Raw genomic sequence first — 15,559 nt, 5'->3', positions numbered from 1 at the left:
GGCCTCCTCCGAGCCAGCACCCTCCGAGCCAGCGCCCTCTGAGCCAGCGCCCTCTGAGCCAGCGCCCTCCGGGGCCGCCCCTGCTGGGCGCACGACGGCGGGCCCGCGCCACCTCGACGAGGAGACACGGCACCCCGAGGAGGCCCCGCGGCCGCATCACGAGCCCGCTCCCACAGGCGCCCTCAACGTGCGTCCTCCCCAGGACGAAGTGGAGCGGCGGACTGCCCAGCGGGACGCCGTGGCCCGGTCGAAGCCAGCGGGCCCTCGGGTGGTCCAGGTCCTCATGGCGATCCTGCTGCCGTTCCTCCTGCTCATCGCGGCTGTCCGGCTGGTCGCGAGCCCGGTGTTCCTGTGGATCGAGTACTACCGACCGGGCTTCCCGGGCGACGGCTACGGATTCACTACCGACGACCGCCTCACCTACGGCTCGTACGCCGTGGACTACCTCGCAAACCTTTCGGGCCCGCGGTACCTCGGCAACCTCGTCTTCCCCTCGGGCGACCACCTCTTCACGGCCGGCGAGGTCAGCCACATGGCAGACGTCAAGGGCGTCGTCTTCGCCGCCTACGCCGCCGGCCTCGTCCTGCTCCTGTTCTTCGTGTTCGCATACTTCGGCCTGCGCAAGTCCAAGGGGGCGTTCGTGCGGGGGCTGTTCGCCGGCGCCTTCGTCACCATCGGCATCATCGTGGCGCTTGCCGTCCTCGCGGCCCTCGGCTGGCAGCAGTTCTTCACGGACTTCCACCGCATCTTCTTCGCCAACGGGACGTGGACCTTCCGTCTGGAGGACACCCTCATCCGGCTCTTCCCGGGCCAGTTCTGGATCGACTCCGCCCTCGTGATCGGTGTCCTGGTGGCCCTCGTGGCGAGCCTGCTGGTGATCTTCTGCTGGCCGACCCCGCGCCGTCGTGCTCGGCGCCTTGCGGCGGGCGACGATGAGAACGCAGAGGAGTCTTCGGCTCACGCCGAGTAGAGCTCCTCGAGGGCCTCGGGGACGGAGTCCAGCAGGTACTGCCTCCGCAGCTTCAGCGACGGCGTGAGGTCCCCGTCCTCGAGCGTCAGTTCCCGGGGCAGGATCACGATGCGCCGAATCGATTCGGCGCGCGAGACTGCGGCGTTCGCTGCGTCCACCGCACGCTGGAGCTCGGCGATCACTTCGGGATCCGACGCTGCCTCCGCCACCCCCAGCACGCGCCCGCGGCGTCGCGCCCACGAGGCGAGCCGCTCGCCGTCGAGCGCCACGACCGCACCGATGAACGGCCGGCCCTCGCCGACGACCACGGCGTGGGCGATGAGCTCCGATTCCTCGAGAACCTCCTCCAAGGGGCCGGGCACCACATTCTTGCCGCCGGCCGTCACCAGGATGTCCTTGAGGCGCCCGGTGAGCGTGAGGAACCCGTCCGGGTCGAGCGAGCCGAGATCGCCCGTGGCGAAGTAGCCGTCGGGGCGGAACGCCCCTGCTGCGGCGGCGGAGCCCGCCGCCGTGTAGCCTCGGATCACGCCGATCCCCTTGACGAGGACCTCGCCGTTCTCCGCGATCCGGATCGACGTGCCGGGAACGGGCCGGCCCACGGTCCCGATGCGCGTCGCCGACGGCGTGTTGACGGTGCACGGCGCGGTCGTCTCGGTGAGGCCGTACCCCTCCAGCACGGTGAGCCCGGCGCCCCGGAAGAAGTGCGCGAGGGTGGGGCTGAGCGCGCTCCCGCCGGACACAATGGTGGACACGCTGCCGCCGAAGGCCGCCCGCAGCCTGCTGTACACGAGGCGGTCGAACACGGCGTGCCGGATCCGCAGCCGGCGGTTCGGGCCCTCGCCGCGGCCGGCCGCCTCGTCGTCGAGCGCCCTCGAGTACTCGCGCGCCGTGGCCGCAGCCCGCACGAACAGCGAACCGCGCACGCCCTCCGCCCGTTCGCGGGCCGAGGCATAGACCTTCTCGAACACCCGCGGGACGGCCAGGAGGAAGGTGGGACGGAACGTGGCGAGGTCCGCCAGCAGTGTGGACTGGCGCGAATGACCCACCGTGACGCCGGCCGCGACGCACGTGACCTGCACGGCGCGCGCCAGGACGTGCGCCAGGGGAAGGAACATGAGGGTCCGCGAGCCGGGACCGACGACCTCGGGAAGGTGGGCGCGCAGGTTCTCTGCGAGGAGGGCCAGGTTCGCGTGCGTGATCTCGCAGCCCTTGGGGCGGCTCGTGGTGCCTGAGGTGTACACGAGCGTCGCGAGCGAGTCGAGGGTGGCCGCCCCGCGGTGGAGCTCGAGCTCGCCGTCGGAGACGCCGAGGCCGGGGCCGGTCAGGGACCGCAGGGTCGAGCCGGGCCCGTCATCCGCCATCAGGGTCACCGGCAGCCACGTCTGGGCGAGCTCGGGCAGCGAGGTCATGGCATCCTGGACGGCGAGCTCGAGGTGACTGTTCTCGACGAAGACGCGCTTCGCGCCGGAGTCTGCGAGGATGAAGGCGATCTGCGCCGGGGAGGACGTCTCGTAGATGGGGACTGGCACGCCGCCGGCGTACCAGACGGCGAAGTCGGTCAGGGCCCATTCATAGCTGGATGCGGAGACGATCGCTACCCGGTCTCCGACGTCCAGGCCGCTCGCGATGAGGCCTTTGGCCAAGGCCTGGACCTCGCTTCGGAACTGGGCCGCGCTGACGTCCTCCCAGCCTGTCTCGGTGCGCAGGGAGAAGAGGGCCGTGTCCGGCGTCTCTGCCGCGCGGGACTCCAGCAGGTCAGTGACGTTCGAGCTCGGGGGGAGCGCGGTGAGGAGCTCGGCGGAGGCCTCCGCCGGTGCTGGATGCTGGCTGGATCCGGGCTGCGGTTGGCCGCTCACGTTGTCTCCTCCTCCGCGCTCGGGCGCTGCGGACTCGTCTGGTGTGGCGTTCATCCCCGGTCCCATCCTGCCATCTCCCCGGATGCGCTACGGGCAGGCGCCTACGTCCAGCTCGGCATCCACAGCCTGAGCCGCCACTCGATGTACGGGAGGGGTTCCGCTGTCCAGATGGGCATCAGGTAGGCCGAGACGACGAGTGCGGCGAGCACGAAGACGCCGACGGCGAGGAACCCCGCCTGCCGGCGCGCCAGGGCATCCGTGGGCCGTCCCAGCATCAGCCCGAGCATCATGGCCAGAGCGAGGACGATGAACGGCTCGAACGCGACCGCGTAGAACGCGAACATCGTGCGGTCCGGGTAGAAGAACCACGGGAGGTAGCCGGCCGCGACGCCTGACAGTATCGCCCCGGCACGCCAGTCGCGGCGGCCCGCCCACAGGAGCACCAGCACGGCCAGGGCGATGGTTCCGCCCCACCAGATGAGGGGATTGCCGACCGACAGCACCGCCGACGAGCAGTGCTGCACCCCGCACACGCCCGAGGGCTCGGTGTAGTAGAACGAAACCGGCCGGCCCTGGAGCAGCCAGCTCCAGGGCGAGGAGGCATAGGGATGCGGGGTGGACAGCCCGTTGTGGAAGGCATAGGCCTCCTGGTGGTAATGCACCAGGGAACGGATGGGGGCTGGCACCCAATTCCACGCGGGGTCCGGATTCGCCTCTGCCCAGTGCCGGTAGAAGCCGTTGTCGGACAGGAACCAGCCCGTCCATGACGCGAGGTAGACCGCGCCCGCGGTGACGAGGATGCTGGCTGCTGCGAGCGGCGCGTCACGGATGACGGCGGCGGGAAGCCACGCCCGGATGCCCGCCTCCCGCCGGGCACCGGCGTCCCACAGGACGGTCATGAGGCCGAAGACGGCGATGAACGCGAGCGCGGACCACTTGACCCCGACGGCGAGGCCCAGGCACACGCTTGCGGCGATGCGCCACCACCGCACGCCGAGCCACGGGCCCGTGACGAGCGCCGTCGGCCGTATCCGCCCGTCAGGGCCGGCCAGCTTCCCCAGCCGGGAGGCGAGGCGGCGTCGCGCATCGTCGCGGTCGAGCAGGAGGGCGCAGAACGCGGCGAGGATCCAGAACGAGAGGAAGATGTCGAGAATGCCCGTGCGGGAGAGCACGAGGTGGTGGCCGTCGATCGCGAGGAGCAGTCCGGCCGCCGCGGCGAGCGTGTGAGAGCGGAACAGACGGTGCGCGGCCCACGCCGTCATCATGACCGAGAGGGTTCCCACGAGCGCGGCGGAGAAGCGCCAGCCGAACGAGCTCGCGGGCCCGAACAGTTCCATGCCGAACGCGATCATCCATTTGCCCACGGGCGGGTGGACCACGTATTCGGGGGACGCCAGGAGCCCTGACATGTCACCGCGGACAAAGAGGTCGTTCGCGTTCTCGCTCCACGCGCGCTCCACACCCGAGACGAGGTAGGAGTAGGCGTCCTTGACGTAGTAGGTCTCGTCGAAGATGAGCGCGTGCGGCCGGTCGAGCTGCCAGAACCGCAGGATCCCCGCCACGGCCCCGACCAGCACTGGCACGAGCCACACCAGCACCCGGTCACGCCTGTCAGTGTCCCTCCACCGCACCGCCGCCCCACCCAGCAGGCGGCGGCGGAGCGCCTCCGAGGGGCCCTCGCCGGCCGTGGCAGCCGGGTCACGGAGGCGGGTGCGCGGGGAGTTCCAGCTGCGCACCTGCGGACGGGTCTGGGTCGGCGTGGCCATCGCGCCCCATGCTACCGGGGCCGCTGGCGTAGGCTGAGGCGGTGCAGCCTCCCGAGACATCCGCCGAGCCGCCGCAGGACTTCGCAGCGGAGGAATCCGCCGTCGAGGGCGCCGCGCGCCGGGAGTCTGCGGAGGAAGAGCCGTCCCCTTCGGCGTACGACGGCGGGGCGGGACCGGCGCGCTCGCCCGGCGGCGGGGCGGTGGTCCTGGCGGCGACGCCCATCGGCAATCTGGGGGACGCGAGCCGACGGCTTGTTGAGCTGCTCGGCGAGGCCGACATCATCGCGGCGGAGGACACGCGCCGCCTCTCGCGCCTCGTCCACGGACTGGGAGTCCAGCCCCGCGGACGCGTGCTCAGCTACCACGAGCACAACGAGTCCGCGAAGACCCCCGAGCTCCTGGAGGCGGTGGCCGGCGGTGCCACGGTGCTGCTTGTCACTGATGCGGGCATGCCGGCTGTCTCGGATCCGGGGTTCCGGCTCGTCGAGGCTGCCGTGGACCAAGGCCTCACGGTGACGGCGGTGCCCGGCCCCTCTGCCGTGCTCACTGCGCTGGCGCTCTCCGGTCTGCCGACCGACAGGTTCTGCTTCGAGGGGTTCCTCCCGCGCAAGGCGGGGGAGCGGGCCTCGCGCCTCGCCCAGCTGCGGAGTGAGCGGCGCACCATGGTGTTCTTCGAGGCGCCTCATCGCCTGGCCGCGATGCTGCGCGCGCTGGCCGAGGCCTTCGGCGGCAGTCGGAGGGTCGCGGTGTGCCGCGAACTGACGAAGGCGTATGAGGAGGTCCTGCGTGGGGGTGCCGCGGAGCTCGCGGCGTGGGCGGAAGCCGGCGAGGTCCGGGGCGAGATTGCCGTCGTCGTCGAAGGTGCGCCGGAGCAGGCTCCGGCGAGGCCTGAGGATCTCGTGGCCGAGGTGCAGTCGCTCGTGGCCGGGGGCACCCGCCTCAAGGACGCCGTTGCGGTCGTGGCGGAGGAAGCCGGAGCGAGCAAGCGTCAGCTGTACGCCGCGGTCATTGCTGCCCGCTGACGGCGCATTGAAACCCGCTGACGCCGCATTGAAAACCGCGGAATGACGCGGGAGTCGTTTGTGCACCTGCACAAGTGGGATGCGTCACTGTCGTATCCGTCAGCATGGACAGCGACGCGGCCGGGGGCCTAGCGTGGAAGGAGTCCACCCGCGCTCGAGGTCGAGCGTGCGCCTTGAAGGAGTCGACGTGTCTGAGACTACTGCTGTCACACCGGAGCGCGAGCAGGAACTGCTTGCCAAAGTCCCCACCGGCCTGCTGATCAACGGCGAATGGCGCGAGGCCACGGGCGGCAAGAAGTTCACGGTCGAGGATCCCGCGACCGGCAAGCCGCTGCTCGAGATCGCTGACGGCACGAGCGAGGACGCCATCGCCGCGCTCGACGCAGCCGACGCCGCCCAGGCCGCGTGGGCCCGCACCGCGCCCCGTGAGCGCGGCGAGATCCTCCGCCGTGCCTTCGACATCGTCACCGAGCGGGCCGACGACTTCGCCCTGCTCATGACGCTCGAGATGGGCAAGCCGCTGGCCGAATCCCGCGGCGAGGTCACCTACGGCGCGGAGTTCCTGCGCTGGTTCTCGGAAGAGGCAGTGCGCGACTACGGCCGCTACCTCACCACCCCCGAGGGCAAGAACAAGATCCTCGTCCAGCGCAAGCCCGTGGGCCCGGCGCTGCTCATCACGCCGTGGAACTTCCCGCTCGCGATGGCGACCCGCAAGGTCGGCCCGGCGCTCGCGGCCGGCTGCACGGCCATCATCAAGCCGGCCAAGTTCACCCCGCTCACCACGCAGCTGTTCGCGGCCGTCCTCGTCGAGGCCGGCGTGCCGGCCGGCGTCGTCAACGTCGTCTCCTCCTCGTCGGCCTCGAGCATCTCCGGTCCCCTCATGAAGGACTCGCGCCTGCGCAAGGTCTCCTTCACCGGGTCGACTCCGGTGGGCCAGCGACTGCTCGCCGATGCCGCACAGAACGTGCTGCGCACGTCGATGGAGCTCGGCGGGAACGCCCCGTTCCTCGTGTTCGAGGACGCGGACCTGGACAAGGCCGTCGAGGGCGCGATGGCCGCCAAGATGCGCAACATGGGCGAGGCCTGCACGGCCGCGAACCGCTTCCTCGTGCAGGAGTCGGTGGCCGAGGAGTTCACGCAGAAGTTCGCTGCCGCGATGGCTGCCCTCAAGCCGGGCCGCGGTACCGAGTCCGAGACCACCGTTGGCCCGCTCATCGACGGGGGCGCCCGCAAGGACGTCCACGCCCTCGTCACGGAGGCCGTCTCCTCCGGCGCGACCGTGGCCACGGGCGGCGACGTGGTGGAAGGCGACGGGTACTTCTACCAGCCGACCGTCCTCGCCAACGTCCCGAACGACGCGGAGATCCTCCGCAACGAGATCTTCGGCCCGGTGGCCCCGGTGACCACGTTCGCGACCGAGGAGGAGGCCATCCGCCTCGCGAACGCGAGCGAGTACGGCCTCGCCTCGTACCTGTACACGCGGGACTATGCCCGCATGTTCCGGGTCGCGGAGCAGATCGAGTTCGGCATGGTCGGCTTCAACGCCGGTGTCATCTCGAACGCTGCCGCCCCGTTCGGCGGCGTCAAGCAGTCCGGGCTCGGCCGCGAGGGCGGCGCCGAGGGCATCGACGAGTACACGACGGTGCAGTACATCGGCATCGCCGATCCCTACGCGCAGTAACCTGTCCCGGGTCGCTGGGAGGTGACCGCGGGTCGCTGGTGAGGCGGCCCTAGCCCTTCTTGTGCCGCAGCACCCTTCTGAAGGCGGCTCGTGTCCTGGCCCCCGCAGCCCTGGCTGCGGGGGCCAGCCGCATCACGGCCCGGCTCAGCCACGCGAAGGACGACGGCGGGAGCGCGGCGATCCGGGCGCGGTGCACCGGCCGCTGGGCGAGCCGGCCGGCGCGGTGCACCTCGGAGACGGCCGCGCGGGCGGCCTCCTCGTCCGCCTCATAGCCCGGACGGCCGAACTGGTGCCGCTCGTATTCGGTGGTGAGGGTATCGAGCGCGCGGTGCACCCCGCCGTCGTGCGCCTCCCACGCCCCTAGCCGATTCGCGAAGCTCCTGGGGGTGTCAGCGGGGTCCGGCGCGAGTCCGTGGTCGAGCCCCACCGCCTCGAGCTCCTCCCAGATGCCCCGCAGGCCCCTCGCGAGGCGGCGTCGGCGCTGGGCCGCACGCACCGCCGCGGGGAGTGCGACGACGACCGCCACCGCGAGGACGCCGAGGGCCAGCAGGAGCGCCGGCAGCCAGGAGGATTCCGGCGCGGTCCGGGCCCCCTGCGGGGCCTGGCCCGGGGCGGGCACCGGAGCGCCGGTGGCCGGACCGGGGCGCAGCCCCTCGTTCAGGTTGTCGAGGTTGGTGCTGCCGCCCTGGCCCGTGGTGTCGGTGAAGGCGTAGGCCGGCAGGACGCCCCGTGAGGGGGTGGGTTCGAAGGGGACCCAGCCCAGTCCCTGGAAGTACAGCTCGGGCCACGCGTGGGCGTCCTTCCCGTCCACCTGGTACTCCGGCAGAGCTTCGGCGGAGGGGATCGCCACCGTCCGGCCCGTGGGGTGCCCCGGGGCGAAGCCGACCGCGATCCTGCTGGGGATGCCGACGAGGCGGGCCATGACGGCCATGGCCGCGGCGAAGTGGATGCAGTATCCGGCACGCTTCTGCAGGAAGACGTCCAGCACGTCCATCCCGGTCCCGTCGTAGCCGTCCTCGACAGGGGTCTTCTCGGAGTAGGTGAACGTGCGCAGCCACGCCTGGATCGCGAGGGCCCGCGCGTAGGGGGTCGAGGCGCCCGCCGTCACCTGCTCTGCTGCGGCGCGCACCCGGTCCGGGACGCCGCGGGGAACCTCCTTGGCCACGAGATCGATCCCGTGGGGCGCGGTGACGGCGGCGCTGAGGGCCGCCGCGGTGATCTGCGGCATGGTCGAGTGCACCGTGTAGAACTGGTTCTGGCTTGCGGCCGGGGGCCCTTTGACGCTCAGATCGCTCGGATCCCAGCCGAAGTCCCCGCGGACGCCGTCGAACGCCATCGGGGCATAGGGGGCCGGGAGGTAGGGGCTGGTGAACCCGCCGGTGTTGATGACCGTGGTGGACGACGTCGTGGGGACCGTCACCTGATTGCCGGAGGAGATCTGGCCGATGGGGCGCTGGAGCTGGTCGTCGTGGTTCTCGGGGGCCCACGAGCCGCCATTGAAGTCCTCGACCGTGACCGTCCGCAGGTACACGGGAGCGGTGGAGTCGGTCGCGTACGTCAGGACCCCGAGGGCGTTCGAGCTGCGCAGGTCGCTGCCGAGGGTGATGAGGGGATTCAGGCCGACGTTCTGGCCTAGCGCGCTCAGGCGCGAGCCCTCGGGGAAGGTGCCCCGGGCGAAGCCGGGGATGATCTGCGGCACGACGAGCGCGCCGGCGACCACGGCCGCCACGAGCACCACGAGCCGCGTCGGCGAGAGGGCCGCGCCCATGCGATGGGGTTCCACGTCGTCGCCCCGGGCCGTTCCTTGCGGCCGACCGGCGGCCTCCTGGCTGCTGGCGGCCGAGCCTGCCGTGGCGACGAGTCCCAGATAGCCGGCAGCCGCGGCAGCGAAGCCGACCGGCCCAACGCTCTCGGGCTTGAGCACCGCAGGAACCACGAGCACGGCGAGCACCGCAACGCCGGAGAGGGCAGGCATGCGGCACGAGACGGCGATCGTCTCGGCGACGAGTGCGATGAGGCCGAGCGCGCCCGCCGTGAGGGCGACGATGCCCACATTGGGTGCGGCAGGCACGGCGTCGAACGCGATCGTGTGCCAGGCCTGGTCCAGCGCTTCCTTCGCCGCGGCCGCCGTCTGGAGCGAGGGGACGATCCCGGCCACGCTCGAGTCGCGGAAGAACATCGAGTCCATGCCGATGATCCAGGCCGCGGCGCCCGCGAGCGCGACGAGCACGGGGTGCAGCCGGAACAGCCGGGCGGCCGAGACGCCGGCGAGGGCCGCGCACACGACGACGAGCACGGGGTACAGCCAGCTGTACCCCCGCAGCACGCCAGAGTAGCTGACGGCGCCCCCGCAGACCGCCAGCGCCAGGAAGCCCTCGGCCGGAAGATGGCGCCACTGGACGCGGCGCCTCAGCACCCTGCTCACGCAGTGCTCCTCGTGGACTCGCCGCCGAACGTCCTACCCTCGTCTGCCCTGCTGGGCGGAGCCTCCGCGGTGAGCGCCGCCCACAGGTGCGCTACCGACGAGCGCGGCGTGGCCTCGGCCGCGAGCCAGCCCTCGTCCCGCAGTGCCTCGACGGCGTCGCGCGAGGTTCCTGCCCTCGGGGTGACGACGAGTGCGATGGCCCGTTCGGCGCCCCCCGCCGCCGCGGCGAGCTGGCGCGCATCCTCCCGGCCGGTGCGCCCGAGGACCGCCACGATCGGCCCTCGCTGGTGATGGGCCTCGATCCTGTCCAGGAGGGTGTCGCTGAACCCCGCGGCCGTCGGTCCGTCGAGCGGGGCGATGGCGGCGAGTCCCTCGGCCACCATGGCAAGCCCCTCGCGGCCGCTGTAGTCGCTGCTGTCGGGTTCCGGCGCTGATGCCGAGTGCGCGAGCGCCGGGCCGCCGCCGTGCTCGAGCAGGCGGAGCGAGTAGCCGAGCTCGGCCAGATGCGCTGCGATCGACATCACGGCGGTGACCGCCCACTCGAAGGCGGGGGAATCGGCGCCGTCACGGTCCTCGCGCCCCTGCAGCGGGAAGGCCGGACGGCGCAGGTCCACCACGAGGGTCGCCTCGGGGGAGACCGCCGCCTCCTCCTGGCGGACCATGAGCTCGCCGTGCCGCGCGGTCGCGGCCCAGTGGACGCGCCGCATCGGGTCCCCGTGCCGATATTCGCGGGTCATGACGTCGTCGTCGCTGGGGGTGGACTGGATGCGGGCCGCGACGGAGCCCTCAGCACCGCGCACGCCGGCCAGCACGCTGGCTGCCAGCGGGACCGCTGCCGGCGTCACTGTGAGGCGGGAGGTGCTGCCCAGACGGCTGTGCCTCTCGGCGAGTCCGAACGGGTCGGTGTGGCGTGCCTCGACCGGGCCGAGCTCGAAGAGGCCGCGCCGAGGACAGGCGAGCTCGTAGCGGTAGTGGCTCGCGCCGTCGCGGGAGACCGAGCGGCCCGGGTAGACGAAGGAGGGACCGGTTCCGAGGCTGGCCGGGAGCTGCTCCGCCATCGACATGCGGCCAGAGAGCAGGCCGCTGTGGCTCAGGCTCAGCGCGATCTCGGTGAGGTGTCCCGCCTCGACGACGTCCGGCCGGGGCATGCGCTGCACCGTCATCGACGGGCGGATGAGGAGGTTGGAGACCAGGGCCGCGGCCGGCACGAGCGCGAGGAAGACCGCCAGGTGCAGCAGGTCCCGGCGGCCCATGACCTGGGCAGCGAGCAGGGCCACCGCGGCGGCGGCCACAAACCCCCACCCTCGGGGCGTGAGCGTGCCCTGCCAGGTGGTCCGTGGAGCCGCCGAGGCCATCGGAATCCCTCAGCCCCGCCGGCGCGAGGCCGGTGCTCCCGCCGCGGGGACGGGCACGGACTCGATGAGCGCCCGGAGCACCCCGGCCGCGGTCAGGCCGCTGCCCGCGGCCCGGCGGTCGAGCACGAGGCGGTGCGTGAGGACCGCGGGCGCCATGGCGGCGACGTCGTCCGGGAGCACGAAGTCCCTGCCCCCGAGGGCCGCGCGGGCCTTGGCCGCACGCAGGAGCTGGAGCACCGCGCGGGGGCTGGCTCCGAGCCGGAGGCGCTCGCTCGTCCGCGTGGCGCTGCCCAGGGCGACCGTGTACTCCTTGACGGGGGCCGAGACGAAGACGTCCTTGACCGTGGCGGTCATGGAGCGGACCTCTGCAGCGTCCACGACCGGCTCGACCTTGAGCAGCGGCGAGTCCGACTGGTGGTTCTCGAGCATCTCGGCCTCGGCCGCAGCATCCGGGTAGCCCATCGAGATGCGCGCCATGAAACGGTCACGCTGTGCCTCGGGCAGGGGGTAGGTGCCCTCCATCTCGATCGGGTTCTGCGTCGCAACCACCATGAACGGCTCGCCGAGCGGGTAGGACGTGCCGTCAACCGTCACCTGGTGCTCCTCCATGCACTCGAGCAGCGCCGACTGGGTCTTCGCGGACGCTCGGTTGATCTCATCCCCGATCACGATGTTCGCGAACACGGCACCCGGACGGAACTCGAACTGACGGGTGGCCTGGTTGTAGATGGACACCCCGGTGACGTCGCTCGGGAGCAGGTCCGGGGTGAACTGGATCCGGCTCACCGAGCAGTCGATGGAGCGGGCGAGCGTCTTGGCGAGCATGGTCTTGCCGACGCCGGGGACGTCCTCGACGAGCAGGTGGCCCTGCGCCAGCAGGACTGTGAGGGCCAATCGGGCAGCTTCGGCCTGCCCGTCCACGACGCGGCCGATCGAGGCGAGGATCCGCTCGCAGGCGGCCTTGAACCGCGCTGCCTCCATCGGTTCGGGCCGGCCTTGAGGGTGAACTGGGCGCAGCGGGCTGACCGTGGCCTCGTGGTGGTCCGTCCCGGCGTCGTGGCCGTCCATGCGTCCTCCCGGAGTAGGCGGGCAGTGTCCCGCATCACACCTGGTTCAACGGTACCCTCAGCGCCGGTTCTCTGCCGCGTCGCTGCGACTGCCGCTGTGACTACAGTGGAGCCCATGTGCTCCGCCCGCCCGCCCCGCGCCTACCGATGGACTGACTCCGGACCCGCCCCCGAGGGCGCTGCCCCCGAGGACGCCGGCGGCGAGAAGCGCACCGACGGCGGGAAGGCGCCGTCGTCCGGCAGCGCCGCGACCGGAGAGAGCGGCCGCCGGCGCCCCCGGGAGTACGCGCCGGCGCCCGAACCGCTGCCCGTCCCGGTCGTGGACAACCACACGCACCTGGACTTCCGGGACGGCCTCGTCGAGGTCGGCGTGAAGGACGCGCTCGACGCCGCTGCGGCCGTCGGGGTGGACCGCGCGGTCCAGGTGGGGTGCGATCTGGAGTCCTCCCGCTTCACGGTGGAGGCGGTCGACGCCGATCCTCGTCTCCTCGGGGCCGTGGCCCTCCATCCCAACGACGCGCCCCGCTACGCCGCCCGGGGAGAGCTCGAGGCGGCGTACGCAGAGATCGAGCGGCTCGCGGCGCATCCCCGCGTCCGGGCCATCGGCGAGACCGGCCTGGACTACTTCCGCTCCAAGGGGGACGCGCTCGCGGTCCAGCACGACTCGTTCCGCTGGCACATCGACCTTGCCAAGCGGCTCGGCAAGACCCTGCAGATCCACGACCGCGACGCACATGAGGACGTGGTGCGGATCCTCGGAGAGGAAGGGGCGCCCGAACGCGTCGTGTTCCACTGCTTCTCGGGGGATGAGGACCTCGCCCGGACGTGCAACGAGAATGGCTGGTTCCTCTCCTTCGCGGGGACCTTCACCTTCAAGAACGCCGAGAACCTCCGCCGGGCCATCGCGGTCGCCGAGCCGTCCCGGATCCTCGTGGAGACCGATTCGCCGTACCTGACGCCGCACCCCTTCCGGGGCAGGCCCAATGCGAGCTACATGGTCCCCTACACCGTCCGTTCCATGGCCGAGGTCCTCGGCGCGGACCTCGCCGAGCTGTGCGCGCGGGTCTCCGCCAATACCGAGGAGGCGTACGGCTCCTGGAGCTAGCCGGCCCCGGTTGCAGGGCGTTCCACGGCCCCGGTTGCGCGACGTTCGGCGGCCCCGGTTGCGCGGCGTTCGGCGGTCCGGGGCGGGCGTCGCCGTTTGGACTCGGCGATAACGTTTCGGTTACAGTCGATCCTCGATGGCCGGGGCTGGGGGAGTGCCCGGACGGAACGAGCATTGGAACCTTGTGACGCCACCCTCCGGACGCCGCGCTGCCCGCGCCGCTGAGACCGCCCCCGCAACCCGCCGCTCCGCGGTCCGCATCGCAGGCCAGGCCGCCGTCGTGGCGGCCCTCGCCCTCGGAACCACCGCCTTCGTGGTGAACGGCAAGAGCGTCACGCTGGACGTGGACGGCCAGACGACACGGGTCACGACGTTCGCCTCAACGGTGGACGAGGTCGTGAAGAGCGCGGCAGTGGAGGTCGGCTCGGCAGACAGGGTGAGCCCCGCGCTGACCGCGGACGTCGCGGACGGCGCCGTCGTCACCGTGAACCGGGCCAAGCACCTCACCCTGGACATCGACGGCGCGCGGCGCGTCGTGGACACGACCGCGCCCGACGTCGCGGCCCTCGTGGGCCAGCTCGGCCTCCCCGCCGCCTCGGCCGCCTCGGTGGACCCCTCCACCCAGCTTCAGACCGACTCCGCGCCGATCCGGATCTCCACCCCCAAGGACGTCACCGTCATCGTGGACGGCAACCCCGTCACGCGCACGACGACGGCCGCAACCGTCGCGGACCTGCTCGCCGAGCTGGGGATCACCCCCGGCGCGGCCGACCGCGTCTCAGCCCCGGGTGCCGCGCCCGTCGTGGCCAACATGGCGCTCAAGGTCACCCGCGTGGACACCTCGGGCGCGGCGACGACCACCGACGCCATCCCGTTCAGCACAGAGAAGACCGAGAGCGCCGACCTCACCGTCGGCGACACCAAGGTGGTGCAGGCGGGCTCCGACGGCACGCTCGAGAAGCACTACCAGCTCGTGACGGTGGACGGACGGGAGGCCCAGCGCACCCTCGTCTCCCAGAACGTCACAAAGGCACCCGTGCCGCAGAAGGTCCTGGTCGGCACGAAGCCCAAGCCCGCTGCGGCCGCCCCGAGCACCGGCCAGAATTCCGGCGCCGCCGCGCCGGCCGTCATGAACGGGGCCATGTGGGACAAGATCGCCCAGTGCGAGTCGAGCGGGAACTGGGCCGCCAACACCGGCAACGGCTACTACGGCGGCCTCCAGTTCGACATCTCCTCGTGGCTGGCCAACGGCGGCGGCCAGTACGCCCCGAATGCGTCCCTTGCGACCCGGGAGCAGCAGATCGCCGTGGCCAACACCTACTACGCCAAGGCCGGCCTCGCGCCCTGGGGCTGCCGCACCGCGGTCGGCGGCTGAGGCCGCCACGGTCGCGGGGCCGGACCCCGCGTCCCGATAGGATGCTCGGGTGACTGACGCCCCCGGAACCGCACCACTCCTCGGCGCCGCGGACATCCGCGCCCTGGCTGGGGAGCTCGGGATCCGGCCCACGAAGACCCTCGGGCAGAACTTCGTGATCGACGGCAACACCATCCGCCGCATCGTGGCCGCCGCGCGGCTCGACCCCTCGGAGACCGTCCTCGAGGTTGGGCCGGGGCTCGGCTCGCTCACGCTCGGACTGCTGGACGCGGCCGCCCACGTCGTCGCTGTCGAGATCGACCCCGTGCTCGCCGGGAAGCTCCCGGCGACCGTTCAGCGATGGCGGCCGGACGCCGTCGGCCGCTTCGACCTCGTGCTCTCCGACGCGCTCAAGGTCACCGAGCTGCCGCGGCAGCCGACGGCGCTCGTGGCGAACCTCCCGTACAACGTCGCGGTCCCCGTGGTGCTGCACCTCCTCGAGCACTTCGACAGCCTGCGCCACGGGCTGGTCATGGTCCAGGACGAGGTGGCCGACCGCCTCGCGGCCCTTCCCGGATCGAAGATCTACGGCGTGCCGAGCGTCAAGGCCGCCTGGTACGGGACCATGCGCAAGGCGGGGGTGATCGGCATGAACGTCTTCTGGCCGGCGCCCAAGATCAGCTCCGGGCTCGTGGGCTTCACCCGCACCGAACCGCCCGCCACCACCGCCACCCGCGAGGAGGTCTTCGCGGTGATCGACGCCGCCTTCGCCCAGCGCCGCAAGACGCTGCGGGCAGCCCTGGCCGGCTGGGCAGGATCCGGCGCGGAGGCGGAGCGGATCCTGCGCGCTGCCTCCGTGGACCCGCAGGCGCGAGGCGAGGTGCTCGGGGTCGCCGACTTCGCCCGCATCGCCGAGCAGGGCCGGGCCGCCGGAAGCGCGGTCGGCTAGCGTGGAGGC

The 15,559-nt window shown here is 72.1% G+C and carries 11 protein-coding genes; 6 read left to right on the top strand and 5 right to left on the bottom strand.

What is annotated here, in order from left to right; translation table 11 throughout:
* The first annotated feature begins 187 nt into the window (after window positions 1-187).
* Complete coding sequence (locus tag IE231_RS18495; protein ID WP_306341560.1) at window positions 188-970, top strand: TIGR01906 family membrane protein; 783 nt, start codon at window positions 188-190, stop codon at window positions 968-970.
* Here IE231_RS18495 and IE231_RS08035 read toward each other — a convergent pair.
* Together IE231_RS08035 and IE231_RS08030 are read right to left on the bottom strand one after the other, a co-directional pair.
* Window positions 958-2,880, bottom strand: coding sequence for an AMP-dependent synthetase/ligase (locus tag IE231_RS08035; protein ID WP_189693423.1), 1,923 nt, complete (start codon window positions 2,878-2,880; stop codon window positions 958-960). The genes IE231_RS18495 and IE231_RS08035 overlap by 13 nt on opposite strands.
* Window positions 2,881-2,927: 47 nt before the next feature.
* Entirely contained in the window at window positions 2,928-4,592 is a 1,665-nt protein-coding gene (locus IE231_RS08030) for a dolichyl-phosphate-mannose--protein mannosyltransferase (RefSeq protein WP_229866581.1), read from the bottom strand.
* A 200-nt stretch (window positions 4,593-4,792) separates the two neighbouring features.
* Here IE231_RS08030 and rsmI point away from each other — a divergent pair, with 200 nt between their 5' ends.
* Together rsmI and IE231_RS08020 are read left to right on the top strand one after the other, a co-directional pair.
* A complete protein-coding gene (rsmI, locus tag IE231_RS08025) occupies window positions 4,793-5,614 on the top strand; it encodes a 16S rRNA (cytidine(1402)-2'-O)-methyltransferase (protein ID WP_229866602.1) in 822 nt (273 codons plus the stop codon).
* A gap of 79 nt (window positions 5,615-5,693) precedes the next feature.
* Complete coding sequence (locus tag IE231_RS08020) at window positions 5,694-7,295, top strand: NAD-dependent succinate-semialdehyde dehydrogenase (RefSeq protein ID WP_189693420.1); 1,602 nt, start codon at window positions 5,694-5,696, stop codon at window positions 7,293-7,295.
* A gap of 49 nt (window positions 7,296-7,344) precedes the next feature.
* On the opposite strand, the gene IE231_RS08015 is transcribed toward IE231_RS08020, so the two are convergent.
* The 3 genes from IE231_RS08015 to IE231_RS08005 are packed head-to-tail and all read right to left on the bottom strand — an operon-like array spanning window position 7,345 to window position 12,143.
* On the bottom strand, window positions 7,345-9,720 hold the full coding sequence (locus IE231_RS08015; protein WP_189693419.1) for a transglutaminase TgpA family protein: 2,376 nt from the start codon (window positions 9,718-9,720) through the stop codon (window positions 7,345-7,347).
* The gene (locus IE231_RS08010; RefSeq protein WP_189693418.1) at window positions 9,717-11,075 is read right to left on the bottom strand and encodes a DUF58 domain-containing protein; all 1,359 of its coding nucleotides are present in this window, start codon (window positions 11,073-11,075) and stop codon (window positions 9,717-9,719) included. Before IE231_RS08010 ends, IE231_RS08015 begins: the two co-directional genes overlap by 4 nt.
* A gap of 9 nt (window positions 11,076-11,084) precedes the next feature.
* Window positions 11,085-12,143, bottom strand: coding sequence for an AAA family ATPase (locus IE231_RS08005; RefSeq protein WP_189693417.1), 1,059 nt, complete (start codon window positions 12,141-12,143; stop codon window positions 11,085-11,087).
* A gap of 114 nt (window positions 12,144-12,257) precedes the next feature.
* Between IE231_RS08005 and IE231_RS08000 the strand changes: the two genes are divergently transcribed.
* From IE231_RS08000 to rsmA, 3 genes are all read left to right on the top strand, one after another.
* Complete coding sequence (locus IE231_RS08000; protein WP_189693416.1) at window positions 12,258-13,247, top strand: TatD family hydrolase; 990 nt, start codon at window positions 12,258-12,260, stop codon at window positions 13,245-13,247.
* Window positions 13,248-13,431: 184 nt separating this feature from the next.
* Window positions 13,432-14,622 (top strand): resuscitation-promoting factor, encoded by a 1,191-nt coding sequence (locus IE231_RS07995; RefSeq protein ID WP_304944924.1) that lies wholly within the window; start codon window positions 13,432-13,434, stop codon window positions 14,620-14,622.
* Between the two features lie 49 nt (window positions 14,623-14,671).
* Window positions 14,672-15,550, top strand: coding sequence for a 16S rRNA (adenine(1518)-N(6)/adenine(1519)-N(6))-dimethyltransferase RsmA (gene rsmA, locus IE231_RS07990; RefSeq protein ID WP_189693414.1), 879 nt, complete (start codon window positions 14,672-14,674; stop codon window positions 15,548-15,550).
* The last annotated feature ends 9 nt before the right edge of the window (window positions 15,551-15,559 follow it).

The organism is Sinomonas cellulolyticus, assembly GCF_014656475.1.
Lineage (GTDB): Bacteria > Actinomycetota > Actinomycetes > Actinomycetales > Micrococcaceae > Sinomonas > Sinomonas cellulolyticus.
The sequence above is the reverse complement of the archived record's forward strand: the minus strand, read 5'-3'. Positions and strand labels throughout refer to the sequence as shown.